Below are 16,080 nucleotides of genomic sequence, written 5' to 3' on the forward strand. Positions count from 1 at the left end.
AGGACGCTGCCAGGCAATAGCAAAAAGACAACCTGATATGGTTGTCTTTTTTTGTTCCTAAAAAAGGAATTGCCGGTAATCGGCAAAAAGTGGTTGATAAAAAGTAAAAAGGCGCCGGTAAATTTGTGAACTTTGCTGGTAGCCTACTGCAAAGCGCCGATAATATACTAAAAAGTGTTGGCAGATAAAAAACCTCTGGGTTTCCCTACTGCTCCATCAAATGCTGATAAATCAAGAAAGGGCCTTTATCTAAAGTAATTTGCAAAAAAGAAGAAATAAACGGATAATCACAATTTGGCATCATTTTGGTTAGTTCACTCCACCATTCTGTCTCATACCGAGCAATCATGCTTAAGTTATATAGCAGCAAATAATGAACCAGCAACTCAGGAAACATAAACAATTTCGATCTCAATAGAGGAATTGCCCATACATGTTCCTCCAAGTGATATTTTAGTGGAGGCACCTCCGATACCAGTTCCTTTTGCAGCTCAAGTACTAAACCCTCATCCGAAATGTCAATCTTATTGCCAAACTTTGCAACGAGGAAGTCCTTAAGCCGACTCTCTGTCATGTGGTAGTGGTCTAATATTCCCTCTGGCAGTACTAGTGACTTTCCATGCCAATCCAAGTTTGCAAATGTCTGCTTTCCCTTATGTAAATAAAATAAGTCATTCAGTTCAGGAATACATTGCAATAATTCTTCCATCAGTATTTTTTCTCCGTCCATTTGTTTCATGGAAAACAATCTTTCTGACATAAACGGAAATAGCCCGTTCTTTTGCAACTTTACCTCGTCCTGGAAAAATAGGTAATTTTGCTTTTTTCGTTTACGGGTGGATACCCCATGGGCCAGCACTGCGGTCGTCTCTGGATAGGAGGGATCAATAGTTAGGATACAAGCCTTGATTAAGTGAACAAGGCCATAGAAGAGCAGGATGGGTTTAATAATGAGTGGTGCTTTTTCGGCCTGTTCATAATAAATTTTCCCGTGCTCCAGATAATATAAAAAGGCATAGCCATTTTCATAGCTCTTCTGTTCTGCCTGGGTAATCTGGTGCTTCTGGTAGCATTTTTTTAAATAACGTTGACAGTATTCGGCTGAAAAGAAACTAGAAAAACTCTTCCAGCCTTTATAAGGTATAATCAAAGCAATCACCTTTTTCAGAAAAATCAATCTAATACTTCTTCCTTGACAGTATTTTGTCCAATTGGTAACCTACAAATAATATTTTTTGACCTGGGGGCTGTTAAAATGTGGGAAAATAAGTTTGCTAAAGAAGGACTAACGTTTGATGATGTATTGTTGATTCCGGGCAGATCCGAGGTACTTCCAAGGGATGTAAGTTTACAGGTTGAATTGTCACCCAATGTAAAACTTAATATTCCCATTATTAGTGCAGGAATGGACACTGTGACCGAATCAGAAATGGCAATTTCTATGGCTCGTCAGGGTGGTCTAGGTATCATCCACAAAAACATGACGATAGAGCAGCAAGCGGAACAAGTCGAAAAGGTAAAAAGATCTGAAAGTGGAGTTATTACGGATCCATTTTTTCTCACTCCAGAGCATCAAGTTTTCGACGCTGAGCATTTAATGGGTAAATACCGAATTTCTGGTGTGCCGATTGTGAACAATCTTGAGGAACAAAAACTGATTGGAATTATCACAAACCGAGATTTACGGTTTATCCAAGACCAAGACTATTCCTTTAAAATAGCCGATGTGATGACGAAAGAAAATTTGATTACTGCCCCAGTTGGAACAACTTTAAAAGAGGCAGAAAAAATCCTCCAAAAACATAAAATCGAAAAACTGCCGTTGGTTGATGAAAATGGAGTGCTAAAGGGACTAATCACAATCAAAGACATTGAGAAGGTCATTGAATTTCCTAACTCCGCAAAGGACAAGCAAGGCAGATTACTAGCAGGTGCTGCTGTTGGTGTAACGAAGGACACAATGAAACGGGTGGAGGCACTCGTGAAAGCGAACGTGGATGCCATTGTTGTTGATACGGCACATGGCCATTCTAAGGGTGTACTTGATACAGTCAGAGAAATTAGGGCAGCCTATCCGAATTTAACTATTATTGCTGGCAACGTTGCAACAGGTGAAGCGACTAAAGCATTAATTGAAGCAGGTGTTGATGTTGTAAAGGTAGGAATTGGGCCTGGATCAATTTGTACGACACGTGTAGTTGCTGGTGTTGGTGTCCCACAAATAACAGCCGTTTATGATTGCGCCACTGAAGCCATGAAGCACGGAAAAACAATCATTGCAGATGGCGGCATTAAATACTCTGGTGATGTTGTAAAAGCCATTGCAGCCGGAGGACATGCGGTGATGCTTGGAAGTATGCTTGCTGGTGTAACAGAGAGCCCAGGAGAGACAGAAATTTTCCAAGGGCGCCGCTTTAAGGTGTACCGTGGCATGGGTTCAGTTGCAGCCATGGAAAAAGGTTCAAAGGACCGTTATTTCCAAGAAGATGCCAAGAAGTTTGTACCTGAGGGAATAGAAGGACGCCTGCCATATAAAGGACCACTTGCAGATACGATCTACCAATTAGTTGGCGGGCTGCGTGCCGGCATGGGGTATTGCGGCACGAAAGATATTGAGGAGCTAAGAACGAAGGCTCAATTTATCCGTATGACTGGAGCAGGTTTAAGAGAAAGCCACCCGCATGATGTCCAGATTACAAAGGAAGCTCCAAACTATTCATTATCCTAATAAAATTTAGGCTGGCAATATGTCAGCCTGTTTTTTTGCCCAGGGAAATACTCTTTTATTGAAATAATAAAGGTCATCAGATAAGAAAAAAGTCCCGTCTCAATTATACAGTACTAGTAAATTTGGAAATAAGATGGTTCAATGCTCTGTCTATGATTTGTCAGTAAGTTATGTTAAAATGGTCAAAGTGTAATAATTCGTTGGAGGGCGTATGATCGTGAATAAACAAATTTTAAAAAAATTGATAGCCGGCGCCATGGCTACCCTGCTGTTACTTAGTCCAATTGCCGGTTTTGATAAAGCAGAAGCAGCTGCACAATTGAATATAAATGCAGACGGAGCCATCTTGGTAGATGCGGAGTCAGGTAAAGTGTTGTATGAAAAAAATGCTGATACTGTCTTAGGCATTGCTAGCATGACTAAGATGATGACGGAATATTTGCTGCTGGATGCCATTAAGCACGGTAAAGTGAAATGGGACCAGGAATATCGAGTGAGTGATTTGGTTTATAAAATTTCGCAAAGAACTGACCTTTCCAATGTACCTTTAAGAGCGGACGGCACCTATAAAATCCGTGAACTTTACGAAGCAATGACAATCTATTCTGCTAATGCGGCAACGATTGCCATTGCAGAGACAATTGGTGGTTCGGAAACAAACTTTGTCAAAATGATGAATGATAAAGCCAAGAAATTAGGATTGAAGGATTACAAGTTTGTCAATTCTACTGGCTTGAATAATGTTGATTATCGCGGAATGCAGCCGGAAGGAACAGGCCAGGATGAAGAAAATGTGATGTCTTCCCGTGCTGTAGCGAATTTAGCTTTCCATTTAATTAATGATTACCCTGAAGTGTTAAAAACAGCAAGTATTCCTAGGAAGGCATTCCGTGAGGGAACAACTGACCAAATTAATATGATTAACTGGAACTGGATGCTTCCTGAATTAGATTATGGTTATAAAGGCGTAGATGGTTTGAAAACAGGCACGACTGATTTTGCAGGCTACTGCTTTACAGGTACTGCTGAGCGTGATGGCAAACGATTTATTACTGTCGTTCAAAATGCAAAAGATGCTAGTGGTGCTGGAGGTTACAATGCACGCTTTGGTGAAACAAGAAAAATGTTGGATTACGCATTTGCCAATACGACCAAAGAGGAAATTGTTCCTAAGCACTATCAAGTAAAAAACAAAAAAACCCTTCCTGTGACAAAAGGGAAAGACGCCCAGGTTAAAATTTATACCAAGTCGGCAGTCGACATGGTGATTCCTAATGGGGAAAAGGATAATTATAAAGCTGTATTAGTGCTCGATAAAAATAAAGTTAACAAAAAGGGAGAACTAACGGCACCAATTAAAAAGGGTGAAAAGGTTGGTTACTTGAAGTTAGTGCCGAAGAATGGCGAGAAGGTCAGCTTCTTGACAGAAGAAGGCCAAAAGAAAGTACAAGCAGACGTAGTTGCTGCCCAGGGTGTTGAAAAAGCAAACTGGTTTGTGTTAATGATGCGGGGAATTGGCGGCTTTTTTGGAGATATTTGGCATGGTATTTCCTCCACTGTTAGTGGTTGGTTCTAATTAGATAGCTTAGAAACGGGTTCCTAACTTGACAGGGGCCCGTTTTTGTTGCTTAATGATTTTATGGAATCACTAATTCCGACTAAATTAGACGGAGTTTTTTATGTATAAGTAGAATTTTCTTAATTTTTTTAATAAGAGGGGGACTTATAGAATGAAAACTGGTACGGATCGAGTAAAACGCGGTATGGCGGAAATGCAAAAGGGCGGCGTGATTATGGACGTTGTCAATGCGGAGCAGGCGAAGATTGCAGAAGAAGCAGGTGCAGTGGCTGTAATGGCACTGGAGCGTGTTCCATCAGATATTCGTGCTGCCGGCGGCGTTGCTAGAATGGCAGATCCTAGAATAGTAGAAGAGGTTATGAATGCTGTTTCTATCCCTGTTATGGCGAAAGCACGGATTGGCCATATTGTTGAAGCTCGTGTTCTCGAAGCACTGGGTGCGGATTATATCGATGAGAGCGAAGTATTAACTCCTGCTGATGAGGAGTTCCATTTAAATAAAAAGGAATTTACTGTACCTTTTGTCTGCGGCTGCCGTGACCTTGGTGAGGCTGCTCGTCGAATTGGCGAAGGGGCATCGATGCTTCGTACTAAAGGCGAGCCAGGAACCGGCAACATCGTGGAAGCTGTTCGTCATATGCGTAAGGTAAATGCTCAGGTTCGCAAAGTAGTTTCAATGAATGAAGATGAATTGATGACAGAAGCTAAACTGTTAGGCGCACCATATGAGGTCCTTCTGGAAATCAAACGCAACGGCGGGCTTCCAGTTGTTAACTTTGCTGCCGGCGGCGTGGCTACACCTGCAGATGCTGCGCTGATGATGCAGTTAGGAGCGGATGGAGTGTTCGTAGGATCTGGTATCTTTAAATCCGAGAACCCTGCTAAATTTGCGAGAGCTATAGTAGAAGCTACTACACATTTTCAAGATTACAGTCTGATTGCTGAACTTTCTAAGGGCTTGGGCACTCCAATGAAAGGGATTGAAATTTCCTCATTGGCACCTGAAGCAAGAATGCAAGACCGCGGCTGGTAAGAGAGGACAAGCAATCATCAAGGCTTATGCAAGCCTGCTATAGAGAGCCCATGGAGCATAACTGCATGACTGAAACCAGCGAAAAAAGGGGTAATTTTTATGATTAAAATTGGTGTTCTTGCTTTGCAAGGTGCAGTCCGTGAACATATGCAATCATTAGAGGCATGCGGTGTAGAGGCCATTGCCATTAAGCATAAAGAAGAATTGCAAGAAGTGGATGGCCTGATTCTCCCTGGAGGGGAAAGCACTACAATGCGCCGTCTGATTGATAAATATGATTTTATGGATGCTTTGAAAGGTTTAGCTGCAGAGGGCAAACCGATGTTTGGCACCTGTGCTGGGCTAATTTTGTTGGCCAAGCATTTGATCGGATATAATGAGCCACATATTGGCGTTATGGACGTTACGGTTGAACGCAACTCGTTTGGACGGCAGGTTGATAGCTTTGAGGCCGACCTCGCGATTACAGGTGTGGCTGATGACTTTCCAGCAGTCTTCATTCGTGCACCGCATATTGTCGATGCTGGAGAGAATGTGGAGGTTCTTTGTAAACACAATGGCCGCATAGTGGCCGCACGGGACGGGCAATTTTTAGGGTGTTCTTTCCATCCTGAATTGACAGATGATCATCGCATTACGGCTTACTTTGTAGAAATGGTTAAGGAAGCAAAGCAAAAGCAACTTGTATAAACTGGTTGCTTTTGGCTAACAATTATAGTAAATTATTAAAAAGCGGCATAGCTGCTACAAATGTATATTGTTTAAAGCAATGAGAGGAATTAGTAACAGGATGTTTATTCCAAAGAGAGCCGGTGGTGGGTGTGAATCGGTGAATAATGCTTGTGAATCCCTCCTCGAGCAAGGTACGGAATATCTCAATTTATGGGATTAGTAAGTACTTTCGGGTAAAAACCGTTAGATTGTTCAAGGTGGACAGCACTTTGCTGTCAACCAGGGTGGTAACGCGGGTTAAATCTCGTCCCTGTTTTTAGGGACGGGATTTTTTTATTTTTAAAGACTCTGTTAAACGATTATGTGATTTTTTTAACTCTGTTGATCGGAGTGGAAGGCGCTCGACGCCCGCGGAAAGAGAGTGACTGGAGCGGAAATTTACAGCCGATTTAACAGAGCTATTTTAAAAAGGGAGTGCTTAATATGTTGGATTTAAAGTATTTACGGGCTAATTTTGAAGAAGTAAAAGAAAAGCTGCAGCATCGCGGTGAAGACTTAACCGATTTTGGCAGGTTTGAAGAATTGGATGTCAAACGCCGGGAGTTGATTGTTGAGTCAGAAAATCTGAAGAAAAAAAGAAATGAAGTTACTCAGCAAGTGGCTGCATTGAAACGCGAGAAACAAGATGCAGAACAGCTCATACTGGAAATGCGCGAAGTGGGCGACCGGATCAAACAGCTAGATGGGGAACTAAGAGAGGTAGAAGAAACACTCGAACTATTATTGCTCAGCATCCCAAATATCCCACATGAAAGTGTTCCTGTCGGTGACACTGAAGAAGAAAACGTGGAGATTAGAAAATGGGGCCAGGTACCAGAGTTTGGCTTTGAAGCAAAGCCGCATTGGGATATTGCCGACCAATTAGGGATTCTTGATTTTGAACGTGCAGGAAAAGTAACCGGCAGCCGATTTGTTTTTTATAAAGGCCTTGGGGCCCGCCTTGAACGCGCATTGATGAGCTTTATGCTTGATTTGCACGTCGATGAGCACGGCTATACTGAAATCCTCCCACCGTACATGGTTAATCGGGCCAGCATGACAGGGACAGGCCAACTGCCTAAATTTGAGGAAGATGCCTTTTTAATCGAGAGTGAAGATTATTTCTTAATTCCAACAGCCGAGGTTCCCGTAACCAATTATTATCGAGATGAAATCTTAAATGGTGAAGACCTGCCGATCCGTTTTGCAGCATACAGCGCTTGTTTCCGTTCTGAAGCAGGATCAGCTGGACGGGACACTAGAGGCTTAATTCGTCAGCACCAATTTAACAAAGTTGAACTTGTAAAATTTGTTAAGCCAGAGGATTCTTATGAGGAACTAGAAAAGTTAACCAATGATGCGGAACGTGTCCTTCAATTGCTTGAACTTCCTTACCGTGTATTAAGCATGTGTACAGGTGATCTTGGTTTTACAGCAGCGAAGAAATATGATATCGAAGTTTGGATTCCAAGCTACGGAACCTATCGGGAGATCTCTTCTTGCAGTAACTTTGAAGCATTCCAAGCAAGACGGGCTAACATTCGCTTCCGCCGCGACCCAAAAGCGAAGCCGGAACATGTTCATACCTTAAACGGTTCTGGCCTCGCGATTGGCCGCACGGTCGCCGCCATTTTGGAGAATTACCAGCAGGAAGACGGCAGTGTCATTATTCCGAAGGTACTACGCCCATATATGGGGAATCGTGAGGTTATTAAGTCAATGTAAACAGTTTTTCCGGGCGGATTTAAATCCGTCCGGAACTTTTTTACATGCTTTTCTTGTATAAGCATAACGAGTTGACACGGCCATTAAGATATGATAAATTATCATTTGTTGTACGGAGGAATACCCAAGTCTGGCTGAAGGGATCGGTCTTGAAAACCGACAGGCGGGTTACACCGCGCGGGGGTTCGAATCCCTCTTCCTCCGCCATCAAGTTATAAACACGCGCATAAAAACTGGAGATAAAAATCCGCTGTAGAACCTTCTGCAGCGGATTTTTTTTATACATTAAAACAAAAAGCACACATTGGGTTAGCCAATATGTGCTTTTGTTGTATAAAGAATATCATTTAATTTTTCTTCAACCTCACGGCATACCCGCTTGGCATCATGAGGATTTTGAACGACGTCGGTATGGTCCATATCAATAATTAACACTTCACTAGCATTATAATGGTTGGTTACCCATTCATCATAACCCTTCCAAACCTCAAAATAATATTCCTTCAGTTCAGGGTTAATTTCGAAGCTGCGGCCGCGTGACATAATCCGGTCAATGACAGTTTCAAAGGAGCCTTTTAGATAAACCATTAAATCCGGAGCCTTTTTAGGAAGCTCATTTAGTTCCTCGAGCATATTGTCCACGAGGTCCTCGTAAATCTTAAATTCCAGTTCGGAAATACGGCCCAGGTTCTTATTCACATAGGCAAAGTACCAGTCTTCATAAATGGAGCGGTCCTGAATGGTATAAATCGGGTTTTTCCAGTTGACGCAGTCTTTAACCGTTTTGAACCGTTTATTTAAAAAGAAGAGCTGCAATAGGAAAGGAATCCGTTTTGCATCTAATTCTTCTGGTGTCAGTTCATAATAAAGCGGCAAAATCGGATTATCATCTACTGACTCATAAAAAACTTTGCTATCTATTCCATTTTGTTGAAAGTAGCCCTTTAGCAAATCGGCCACGCTTGTTTTGCCAAGGCCAATCATACCACCAATAACGATACTCACAAACATCCCCCTGCTCTATATAGTATTTGTCCAGCTGCTTGCCTTAAGCGCTGATGAAAGTGTTTCGATAATGTAGTCCAAATCTTGTACGTTTTTGACGAAATCCAACTCATCACCATCAAAGCGGAGAACTGGAATGTCAGGATGCTCTTTTTCAAAGACAGCGAGCGTTTGTTCATAATCTAGTGATAGTTGTTCTAAATAAAGCGGGCTGATATTTTTCTCAATTTCACGACCGCGTAATTGAATTCGATTGATCAATGTATCTAAGCTGGCATTTAAATAAATAATGACATTAGGCTTGGGCATATCCTCTGTTAAAATTTGATAAATTTTATAATACTTTTTGTATTCAGCCGCATTTAACGTCCTTTGGGCAAAAATCAAATTTTTAAAAATATGATAGTCAGCGACTACAGCTCTACTTTTGCTCAAATAATGAGTATTGATATCCCCCAATTGTTTAAATCGATTGCAGAGAAAAAACATTTCCGTCTGGAAACTCCACTCCTCAATGTTTTCATAAAACTTCCCCAAGAATGGATTTTCATCAACAATCTCTTTTAAAAGAGCAAATTGAAAATGATCTGAAATGGCTTTTGCGAGAGATGTTTTCCCTACACCAATCGGCCCTTCAACGGTAATAAAGGGTGTCTCCCCCATATTGCTGCTCCTCCTTCTCCACTGCCTGTACAATCTATAATAAGTCGGAATTTCCGGGAGCCATGCCATTTATATTTTTTACATAATTCCACAGAATGCGACAAATTTTATAAGACACAAATGTTATTTTATCATAATCTATGGCAGGAAGGGATATGGAAAATTTAATATATGAAAAAACTGCCGGGCTGCCGGCAGTTCAATGAAAGTTTTTCATTTTAACGTTTTGTTACATTAAAGTTATCGACAATCAGCAGCCAGTTTTGTGGGAAGGCCAATCCGAGCTTCCAATAACTCATACCCCGGAGGTTCATTTCTTTTATTAAATCAAACTTTGCCTGGATGGACCGAGCATCTTCAAACCAAACCTCATGTTGCTTCCCGTCTTCCGCCCGATATCTAAAGAAAGGGGCTTGGGCTTTTGTATCATATTGAATCGGTACATTGTGTCTGGCGGCGAGTTGAATGGCCTGCTGCGGGCTGACTGCTCTTGCCACTGTTCCTTGGACAAATGGCAGGGTCCAATCATAGCCATATAAATTTTGACCCATTAAAATTTTGTTGGAAGGCATTTCGCTCACCGCATAATCCAAAACCTTCCTTACCTGGTCAATTGGGGATACAGCCATCGCAGGGCCGCCGCTATAGCCCCATTCATATGTCATGATAACAACAAAGTCAACAATTTCCCCATGAGCTTTGTAATCATGAGCCTCATACCATTTGCCTTGCTGTGTGGCGCTTGTCTTTGGCGCAAGAGCAGTTGACAAAAACCAGCCTTGCTGGGAAAATCTCTGCTTCGCTTTTCTTAAAAAAGTGTTATAAGCTTCACGGTCAGCAGGACGAAGAAATTCAAAGTCAAAATGAATATCCCGGAATCCATATCGGTTAGCGGTAGTAACGATATTGTTCAGGAAGCGGTCTTGAATCTCCATATTAGTTAGTAATATCCGCCCGAGTTCATCGCTGAATTGGTCATTTTCTTGATTGCTGATCACCATCATCAATACATTTCTGTTGGCCTTGGCAATGGCAGGGAAATTATTAAGCAATGGTGCCTTTAAGGTCCCATCCCGATTTGCCTGAAAACTAAACGGGGCTAAATAGGTCAAATAGGGAGCCGCCTCGCGTGCACTCTGTTCAAGTGCCGGGGCAACTGCTGTGCCGCGCGGTTCTACATATCCATTAAACTCCGCATTCCGCTTGGCTCCTTGTGGGATATACAGGCGTAATCCGGTCTGAAGTTGTTGATTGGCTGGAATTCCATTCACCCTGGCAAGCTCTTGAGCAGAGATGCCATACCTTCTTCCTATAGAAAATAAAGATTCACCGGGCTGTACAAAGTGAAACCTGCCGACTATTGGAATCACCATTGATTGTCCAACAACCAGGTCATTTGGATTTGGAATGTCGTTCGCTTCCACAATGTCATTTACAGTTGTATGATAGGTTCTCGCAATGGTTGTCAGGGTTTCGCCTTGTCTAACGACATGGATTTGCATTCTCATCCCTCCTTAGCAAACTGGCGCTACAACCATTCTATGAGCTACGGCTAAGAATCATGTTATAATGTGAATAATTTATAATGAAGCGGCAGCACAGTATGGCTGGAACCGGACAATGAAGAAAGCATGAATTAAAAGGGGCCGATCAAGATGAATGACTTGGATGAATTATTTATGAGAGAAGCAATGAAAGAAGCAAGAAAAGCCGAGAAGATAAATGAAGTTCCAATTGGGGCTGTCATTGTCTATGAAGGAAAAATTATATCCCGGGCCCATAATCTACGGGAAACTGAACAAAATTCACTTGCTCATGCAGAACTCCTTGCGATTGATCAGGCCTGTAAGGAAATTGGTTCTTGGAGACTTGAAGATACAACTTTATATGTGACACTTGAGCCATGTCCCATGTGTGCTGGGGCCATTATGTTATCACGAGTGAAGCGGGTGGTATACGGTGCAGCAGATCCAAAAGGAGGCTGCGCGGGAACCCTTATGAATCTTCTTGAGGAATCTCGGTTTAATCATCAAAGCATCGTTGAAAGTGGAGTACTTGGGGAAGAGTGTGGCCAGATGCTGTCGGACTTTTTTCAAAAGCTGCGCCTACGAAAGAAACAGGATAAAAAGCTGCGAACCCAACAGGCTTCAAATGATTTACAATAATTTACAGTTGGTTAATGATTGATTTTTTTGGTGAATGTTTGTATACTTAAAAAGCGTCAGATAAGACGCATGAAACACAATTTTGCCGTGCTAGGTGGGGAGGTAGCGGTGCCCTGTACCCGCAATCCGCTCTAGCGGGACTGAATCCCTTCCTGAGGCTGATGGCCTGTAGGGTCTGCCTTAAGTAAGTGGTGTTGACGCCTGGGTCCTGCGCAATGGGAATCCATGAACCATGTCAGGTCCGGAAGGAAGCAGCATTAAGTGGACGCTCTCATGTGCCGCAGGGGTGCCTGGGCTGAGCTAACTGCTTAAGTAACGCTTATGGGCGTCAGTCGAAGGAAGGTGCACGGCAGTACATATTGAATAGTAAAAACTCATCTCTTGCTTAGGGATGAGTTTTTTTATAAACATAGAGGAAACGTTTTGAAATATTGAAAAAGGATAGGCTATAATGAATTAAATGAGAAAGTATGAAGGGAGCGATGTCGCATGTCATATCAGGCATTATATCGTGTTTGGCGGCCTCAAACATTTATGGATGTAGTAGGACAGGAACATGTCACCAAGACATTGCAAAATGCTCTACTTCAACAAAAGACTTCTCATGCTTACCTATTTTCTGGTCCTAGAGGAACAGGAAAAACAAGTGCGGCTAAAATATTAGCAAAGGCAATTAATTGTGAGCATGCACCAACCGCTGAGCCATGCAATGAATGTGCGGCTTGCCGCGGGATAACCGACGGAACGATCTCGGACGTATTGGAATTTGACGCTGCTTCAAACTCACGTGTTGAAGAAATGCGGGATGTATTGGATAAAGTGAAGTTTGCTCCAACATCCGTCAATTATAAAGTTTACATTATTGATGAAGTGCATATGCTTTCGATTAGTGCTTTTAATGCTCTGCTAAAAACATTAGAAGAGCCGCCGAAGCATGTTATCTTTATATTAGCAACAACGGAACCTCACAAAATCCCGTTAACGATTATCTCCCGATGTCAGAGGTTCGATTTTAGAAGAATCACTGCAAACTCAATTGTTAATCGAATGAAGCTGATTGTTGAAGAATCAGGAATTGTATGTGACGAACCTGCCTTACAAATGATTGCCAGAGCGGCAGAAGGCGGAATGCGGGACGCGCTAAGCTTACTCGATCAGGCCATTTCTTATAGCCAAGATCGTGTGACTTTGGAAGATGCATTGGCGGTAACAGGTGCAGTCTCCCAGAGATTCTTAAATAGAATCGCCGCAGCTTTTCGGGATAAAGACGTAGTCAGTGGATTGGAGTCTCTGCATGAGTTGTTGTACCACGGAAAGGACCCGGCACGGTTTATTGAAGATTTGATTCTCTTTTACCGTGACATGCTTTTATATAAAACAGCTCCTAAGCTGGAGGAATCACTTGAACGGGTCATGCTTGATGATGATTTTCGGATTTTGGCTGAATCAACACCAGCGGAGCAAATCTATGAATTAATTGATTTGCTTAATAAAACACAACAAGAAATGCGCTGGACGAACCATCCAAGGATTTTTCTTGAGGTTGCGATTGTAAAACTGTGCCAGATGGAACAACAAAAAACACTGCCTTCTACAGCAGAGACCGGGCCGTTATTGTCTCGAATTGAAATGCTTGAAGCAGAACTACAACATTTGAAGGAAAATGGAGTGGCAAGCTCTGGGCATGATTCGGCACCACAGCAGCAAAAGCCAGCCCACCGGCCATCGAAACGGACTTTCCAGCCGGCAGTAGGAAAAATAAACGAAGTATTAAAGCAGGCAACAAAAGGTGATTTGAATATTATAAAGGCAAATTGGGGTGAAATGCGTTCGGGACTTTTAAAATCCCATGCGGCCTTAATTAATGAAGCAGAACCAGTCGCTGCTTCATCCACTGCATTTGTACTGAAATTCAAACATGAAATTCACTGTCAAATGGCAATGGATAAACATGATTTTCTTGAAGCGGTGTCGGCTTCCTTATTTAAACTAACAGGCAAAAGGTTTTCAATGTTAGGTGTTCCTGAGGACCAGTGGACATCCATCCGAGAGGATTTTCTAAGTAGCCATCAAGGCGAAGTAGAGGGAGGTAACGTCCCTGAGCAGGAAGAAGAGCCACATATCACAGAGGCCAAAAAGATATTTGGTGCTGAATTTGTGGAAATTGTGGACTGATGTAAATCCAAAAAATAAAAGATCAATGGAGGTAATAAAATGAAGCGTGGCGGAATGGGAATGGGCAACATGGGTAATATGCAAGGTATGATGAAGCAAATGCAAAAGATGCAAAAGCAAATGCAAGAGGCACAGGAAAAGCTTGGTGAAGAGAAAATCGAGGGTACATCCGGCGGTGGAATGGTGACTGTGGTGGTTACCGGACATAAGGAAGTTGTGGATGTGCAAATAAAACCAGAAGCTGTTGACCCAGATGATGTCGAAATGCTACAAGACCTTGTATTGGCAGCTGTTAATGATGCATTAAAGAAAGCAGATGAGCTAACTAATAATACAATGGGACAATTCACAAAGGGATTAAACTTGCCATTCTAATAAACGACTAGCGGGGTGTCTTGGGACTTTAGGTGTGGTAACGCTAGAGTCAAGACACCTTTGCTGTTTAGAGAGGAAATAAAAGAAATGCATTATCCTGAACCAATATCAAAGCTGATTGACAGTTTTATGAAGCTGCCGGGTATCGGACCGAAAACGGCTTCCCGACTGGCATTTTTTGTATTGAGTATGAAAGAAGATACGGTCCTTGATTTTGCCAAAGCATTAATTGATGCAAAGCGCAAATTAACATATTGCTCGGTTTGCGGCCATATAACGGATCAAGATCCTTGTTATATTTGTGAAGATCAGCGCCGGGATAAGAGCATAATATGTGTAGTGCAGGATCCGAAAGATGTAATAGCGATGGAAAAAATGAAGGAATATAACGGACTCTACCATGTTCTTCATGGGGCAATTTCTCCAATGGATGGAATTGGACCTGAGGATATTAATATCCCTGGATTATTAAAACGACTCCAAGACGAGACCGTTCAAGAGGTGATCCTGGCAACTAACCCTAACATTGAAGGAGAAGCAACCGCGATGTATATTTCTCGCTTGCTCAAGCCATCAGGCATCCGAACAACACGAATTGCCCACGGCCTGCCGGTAGGCGGCGATTTGGAATATGCTGATGAGGTAACCTTATCCAAGGCGCTAGAAGGACGAAGAGAAGTATAGAACTAAATAATTGCCGGGGGTATGTTCATGTTTTTTCGGCGTAAAGGACGGCTTCGTAACGAATTTGATGAAAAGGTATTACTTCAATTGAACCAATATAAAGATAAATGGCATCAGGAAAAAAGCCTTCTGGAGAAAAGCCTCGACCCATCAGAAGATGTTATTTGTCAGACAAAGATAGCGGAGGCGAAATATATTCTCCTCCTAAAAGAAGCAAAATACCGGAAAGTTAATTTGCGAAAATAAGTAGTAGTGGATAGTTTAAAAAGATGACTCTTACACGGGGTATCCTCGTTACGAGTCATCTTTTTTGGTCTAATTTACCCTGCTTGTACATAGGTTTTAATAAAAGAGATTCTTTCTTGGAGGGGGATCATTTTATTGGAACCGGTCGTGGTCATTGCTGTTTTAGGCGGGTTAATTCTCTTGCTATTAATCATTGGGGCTCCTTTTAAACCAGTAAAGTTTATTGGGCAGGCTGCAATAAAAATAGTCATCGGAGCATTATTTTTATTCTTTTTGAATGCGGTGGGAAACCGATATGGAATCCATGTCCCCATCAATCCGATTACATCTATTATTTCTGGTTTTCTTGGAATTCCAGGCGTATTTGCCTTAGCTGCCATACAACATTGGATATTATAAAAACCGCTGACTGTCAGCGGTTTTTATTTTAAGGCTATCTGTTTGGTTTTGAATCCACTGCAGGTACTGATCTTCCACACAAGTACCGAGGTCAGAACAATCAACAGTTTACAAAATTCTACATTGAAAATTAACACAAGCTTTTTAAAAATAATTGTTGACGTAATCTATTTTATTGTGTAATATATTAAAAGTCGTCGCAAGGATGATAACAAAGCAAATAAATATTGTTGACATCCACGATGAAAAATGTTATATTAATATAGTCGTTTTAAACGACGTGAGTAATTTGGTCTTTGAAAACTAAACAAACAAAAATGTCAACAATAAAACATTCGTTTCTAACGAAACGAAGCCAACGTAAAAAATTATGAGCTATATCAACTTTCTTGGAGAGTTTGATCCTGGCTCAGGACGAACGCTGGCGGCGTGCCTAATACATGCAAGTCGAGCGAATCATTAGGAGCTTGCTCCTGATGGTTAGCGGCGGACGGGTGAGTAACACGTGGGCAACCTGCCTGTAAGACTGGGATAACATCGGGAAACCGATGCTAATACCGGATAATTCTTTCCATCACATGATGGAAAGCTG

General features: G+C 42.0%; 15 protein-coding genes, 1 tRNA gene, 1 rRNA gene, 1 other RNA gene and 1 other annotated feature. Of the genes, 14 read left to right on the top strand and 4 right to left on the bottom strand.

Going from position 1 to position 16,080, the window contains the following annotated elements:
• Positions 1-205: 205 nt before the first annotated feature.
• Positions 206-1,177: a YaaC family protein gene (locus BN2425_RS00045; protein WP_235714548.1), complete on the bottom strand. Its 972-nt coding sequence runs from the start codon at positions 1,175-1,177 to the stop codon at positions 206-208.
• A gap of 78 nt (positions 1,178-1,255) precedes the next feature.
• Between BN2425_RS00045 and guaB the strand changes: the two genes are divergently transcribed.
• The 6 genes from guaB to BN2425_RS00075 all read left to right on the top strand — a co-directional run bounded on the left by guaB (position 1,256) and on the right by BN2425_RS00075 (position 7,983).
• Complete coding sequence (guaB, locus tag BN2425_RS00050; protein WP_042453761.1) at positions 1,256-2,728, top strand: IMP dehydrogenase; 1,473 nt, start codon at positions 1,256-1,258, stop codon at positions 2,726-2,728.
• 211 nt (positions 2,729-2,939) lie between these two features.
• Positions 2,940-4,304 (top strand): serine hydrolase, encoded by a 1,365-nt coding sequence (locus BN2425_RS00055; protein ID WP_052352732.1) that lies wholly within the window; start codon positions 2,940-2,942, stop codon positions 4,302-4,304.
• 154 nt (positions 4,305-4,458) lie between these two features.
• Positions 4,459-5,340 (top strand): pyridoxal 5'-phosphate synthase lyase subunit PdxS, encoded by an 882-nt coding sequence (gene pdxS, locus BN2425_RS00060; protein WP_042453762.1) that lies wholly within the window; start codon positions 4,459-4,461, stop codon positions 5,338-5,340.
• Between the two features lie 99 nt (positions 5,341-5,439).
• A complete protein-coding gene (gene pdxT / locus BN2425_RS00065) occupies positions 5,440-6,030 on the top strand; it encodes a pyridoxal 5'-phosphate synthase glutaminase subunit PdxT (RefSeq protein WP_042453764.1) in 591 nt (196 codons plus the stop codon).
• Between the two features lie 70 nt (positions 6,031-6,100).
• Positions 6,101-6,327 (top strand) — a binding site (T-box leader).
• A 168-nt stretch (positions 6,328-6,495) separates the two neighbouring features.
• Positions 6,496-7,776, top strand: coding sequence for a serine--tRNA ligase (gene serS, locus BN2425_RS00070; protein ID WP_042453766.1), 1,281 nt, complete (start codon positions 6,496-6,498; stop codon positions 7,774-7,776).
• A 114-nt stretch (positions 7,777-7,890) separates the two neighbouring features.
• Positions 7,891-7,983: transfer RNA gene (locus BN2425_RS00075), tRNA-Ser, on the top strand.
• Between the two features lie 102 nt (positions 7,984-8,085).
• On the opposite strand, the gene BN2425_RS00080 is transcribed toward BN2425_RS00075, so the two are convergent.
• The 3 genes from BN2425_RS00080 to BN2425_RS00090 form a co-directional block, all read right to left on the bottom strand.
• Positions 8,086-8,781 (bottom strand): deoxynucleoside kinase, encoded by a 696-nt coding sequence (locus BN2425_RS00080; RefSeq protein WP_042453768.1) that lies wholly within the window; start codon positions 8,779-8,781, stop codon positions 8,086-8,088.
• Positions 8,782-8,796: 15 nt separating this feature from the next.
• Complete coding sequence (locus tag BN2425_RS00085; RefSeq protein WP_042453770.1) at positions 8,797-9,444, bottom strand: deoxynucleoside kinase; 648 nt, start codon at positions 9,442-9,444, stop codon at positions 8,797-8,799.
• Between the two features lie 218 nt (positions 9,445-9,662).
• Positions 9,663-10,946: a glycoside hydrolase family 18 protein gene (locus BN2425_RS00090; RefSeq protein ID WP_042453771.1), complete on the bottom strand. Its 1,284-nt coding sequence runs from the start codon at positions 10,944-10,946 to the stop codon at positions 9,663-9,665.
• 153 nt (positions 10,947-11,099) lie between these two features.
• Here BN2425_RS00090 and tadA point away from each other — a divergent pair, with 153 nt between their 5' ends.
• From tadA to BN2425_RS00130, 8 genes are all read left to right on the top strand, one after another.
• Positions 11,100-11,609 carry a tRNA adenosine(34) deaminase TadA gene (tadA, locus tag BN2425_RS00095; RefSeq protein WP_042453773.1) on the top strand — a complete coding sequence of 170 codons (510 nt, stop codon included), beginning with the start codon at positions 11,100-11,102 and terminating at the stop codon, positions 11,607-11,609.
• A gap of 85 nt (positions 11,610-11,694) precedes the next feature.
• An RNA gene (gene ffs, locus BN2425_RS00100) (signal recognition particle sRNA large type) lies at positions 11,695-11,959 on the top strand.
• 139 nt (positions 11,960-12,098) lie between these two features.
• Positions 12,099-13,784 (top strand): DNA polymerase III subunit gamma/tau, encoded by a 1,686-nt coding sequence (gene dnaX, locus BN2425_RS00105; RefSeq protein ID WP_042453775.1) that lies wholly within the window; start codon positions 12,099-12,101, stop codon positions 13,782-13,784.
• Positions 13,785-13,844: 60 nt separating this feature from the next.
• Positions 13,845-14,159: a YbaB/EbfC family nucleoid-associated protein gene (locus BN2425_RS00110; RefSeq protein WP_042453787.1), complete on the top strand. Its 315-nt coding sequence runs from the start codon at positions 13,845-13,847 to the stop codon at positions 14,157-14,159.
• Positions 14,160-14,246: 87 nt separating this feature from the next.
• A complete protein-coding gene (gene recR, locus BN2425_RS00115) occupies positions 14,247-14,843 on the top strand; it encodes a recombination mediator RecR (protein WP_042453777.1) in 597 nt (198 codons plus the stop codon).
• Positions 14,844-14,870: 27 nt separating this feature from the next.
• Complete coding sequence (locus tag BN2425_RS00120) at positions 14,871-15,089, top strand: YaaL family protein (protein WP_042453779.1); 219 nt, start codon at positions 14,871-14,873, stop codon at positions 15,087-15,089.
• Between the two features lie 135 nt (positions 15,090-15,224).
• Positions 15,225-15,488, top strand: coding sequence for a pro-sigmaK processing inhibitor BofA family protein (locus tag BN2425_RS00125; RefSeq protein WP_042453781.1), 264 nt, complete (start codon positions 15,225-15,227; stop codon positions 15,486-15,488).
• Positions 15,489-15,874: 386 nt separating this feature from the next.
• Positions 15,875-16,080 (top strand): 16S ribosomal RNA (locus BN2425_RS00130); the annotation flags it as partial.

Source organism: Neobacillus dielmonensis (assembly GCF_000612665.1).
GTDB lineage: Bacteria > Bacillota > Bacilli > Bacillales > Cytobacillaceae > Neobacillus > Neobacillus dielmonensis.

Coding starts and splice junctions, on each gene's coding strand:
- pdxT (WP_042453764.1), top strand. CDS start 5,440: ATGATTAAAATTGGTGTTCTTGCTTTGCAAGGTGCAGTCCGTGAACAT.
- guaB (WP_042453761.1), top strand. CDS start 1,256: ATGTGGGAAAATAAGTTTGCTAAAGAAGGACTAACGTTTGATGATGTA.
- BN2425_RS00110 (WP_042453787.1), top strand. CDS start 13,845: ATGGGCAACATGGGTAATATGCAAGGTATGATGAAGCAAATGCAAAAG.
- tadA (WP_042453773.1), top strand. CDS start 11,100: ATGAATGACTTGGATGAATTATTTATGAGAGAAGCAATGAAAGAAGCA.
- dnaX (WP_042453775.1), top strand. CDS start 12,099: ATGTCATATCAGGCATTATATCGTGTTTGGCGGCCTCAAACATTTATG.
- recR (WP_042453777.1), top strand. CDS start 14,247: ATGCATTATCCTGAACCAATATCAAAGCTGATTGACAGTTTTATGAAG.
- BN2425_RS00120 (WP_042453779.1), top strand. CDS start 14,871: ATGTTTTTTCGGCGTAAAGGACGGCTTCGTAACGAATTTGATGAAAAG.
- BN2425_RS00085 (WP_042453770.1), bottom strand. CDS start 9,444: ATGGGGGAGACACCCTTTATTACCGTTGAAGGGCCGATTGGTGTAGGG.
- pdxS (WP_042453762.1), top strand. CDS start 4,459: ATGAAAACTGGTACGGATCGAGTAAAACGCGGTATGGCGGAAATGCAA.
- BN2425_RS00090 (WP_042453771.1), bottom strand. CDS start 10,946: ATGCAAATCCATGTCGTTAGACAAGGCGAAACCCTGACAACCATTGCG.
- serS (WP_042453766.1), top strand. CDS start 6,496: ATGTTGGATTTAAAGTATTTACGGGCTAATTTTGAAGAAGTAAAAGAA.
- BN2425_RS00055 (WP_052352732.1), top strand. CDS start 2,940: ATGATCGTGAATAAACAAATTTTAAAAAAATTGATAGCCGGCGCCATG.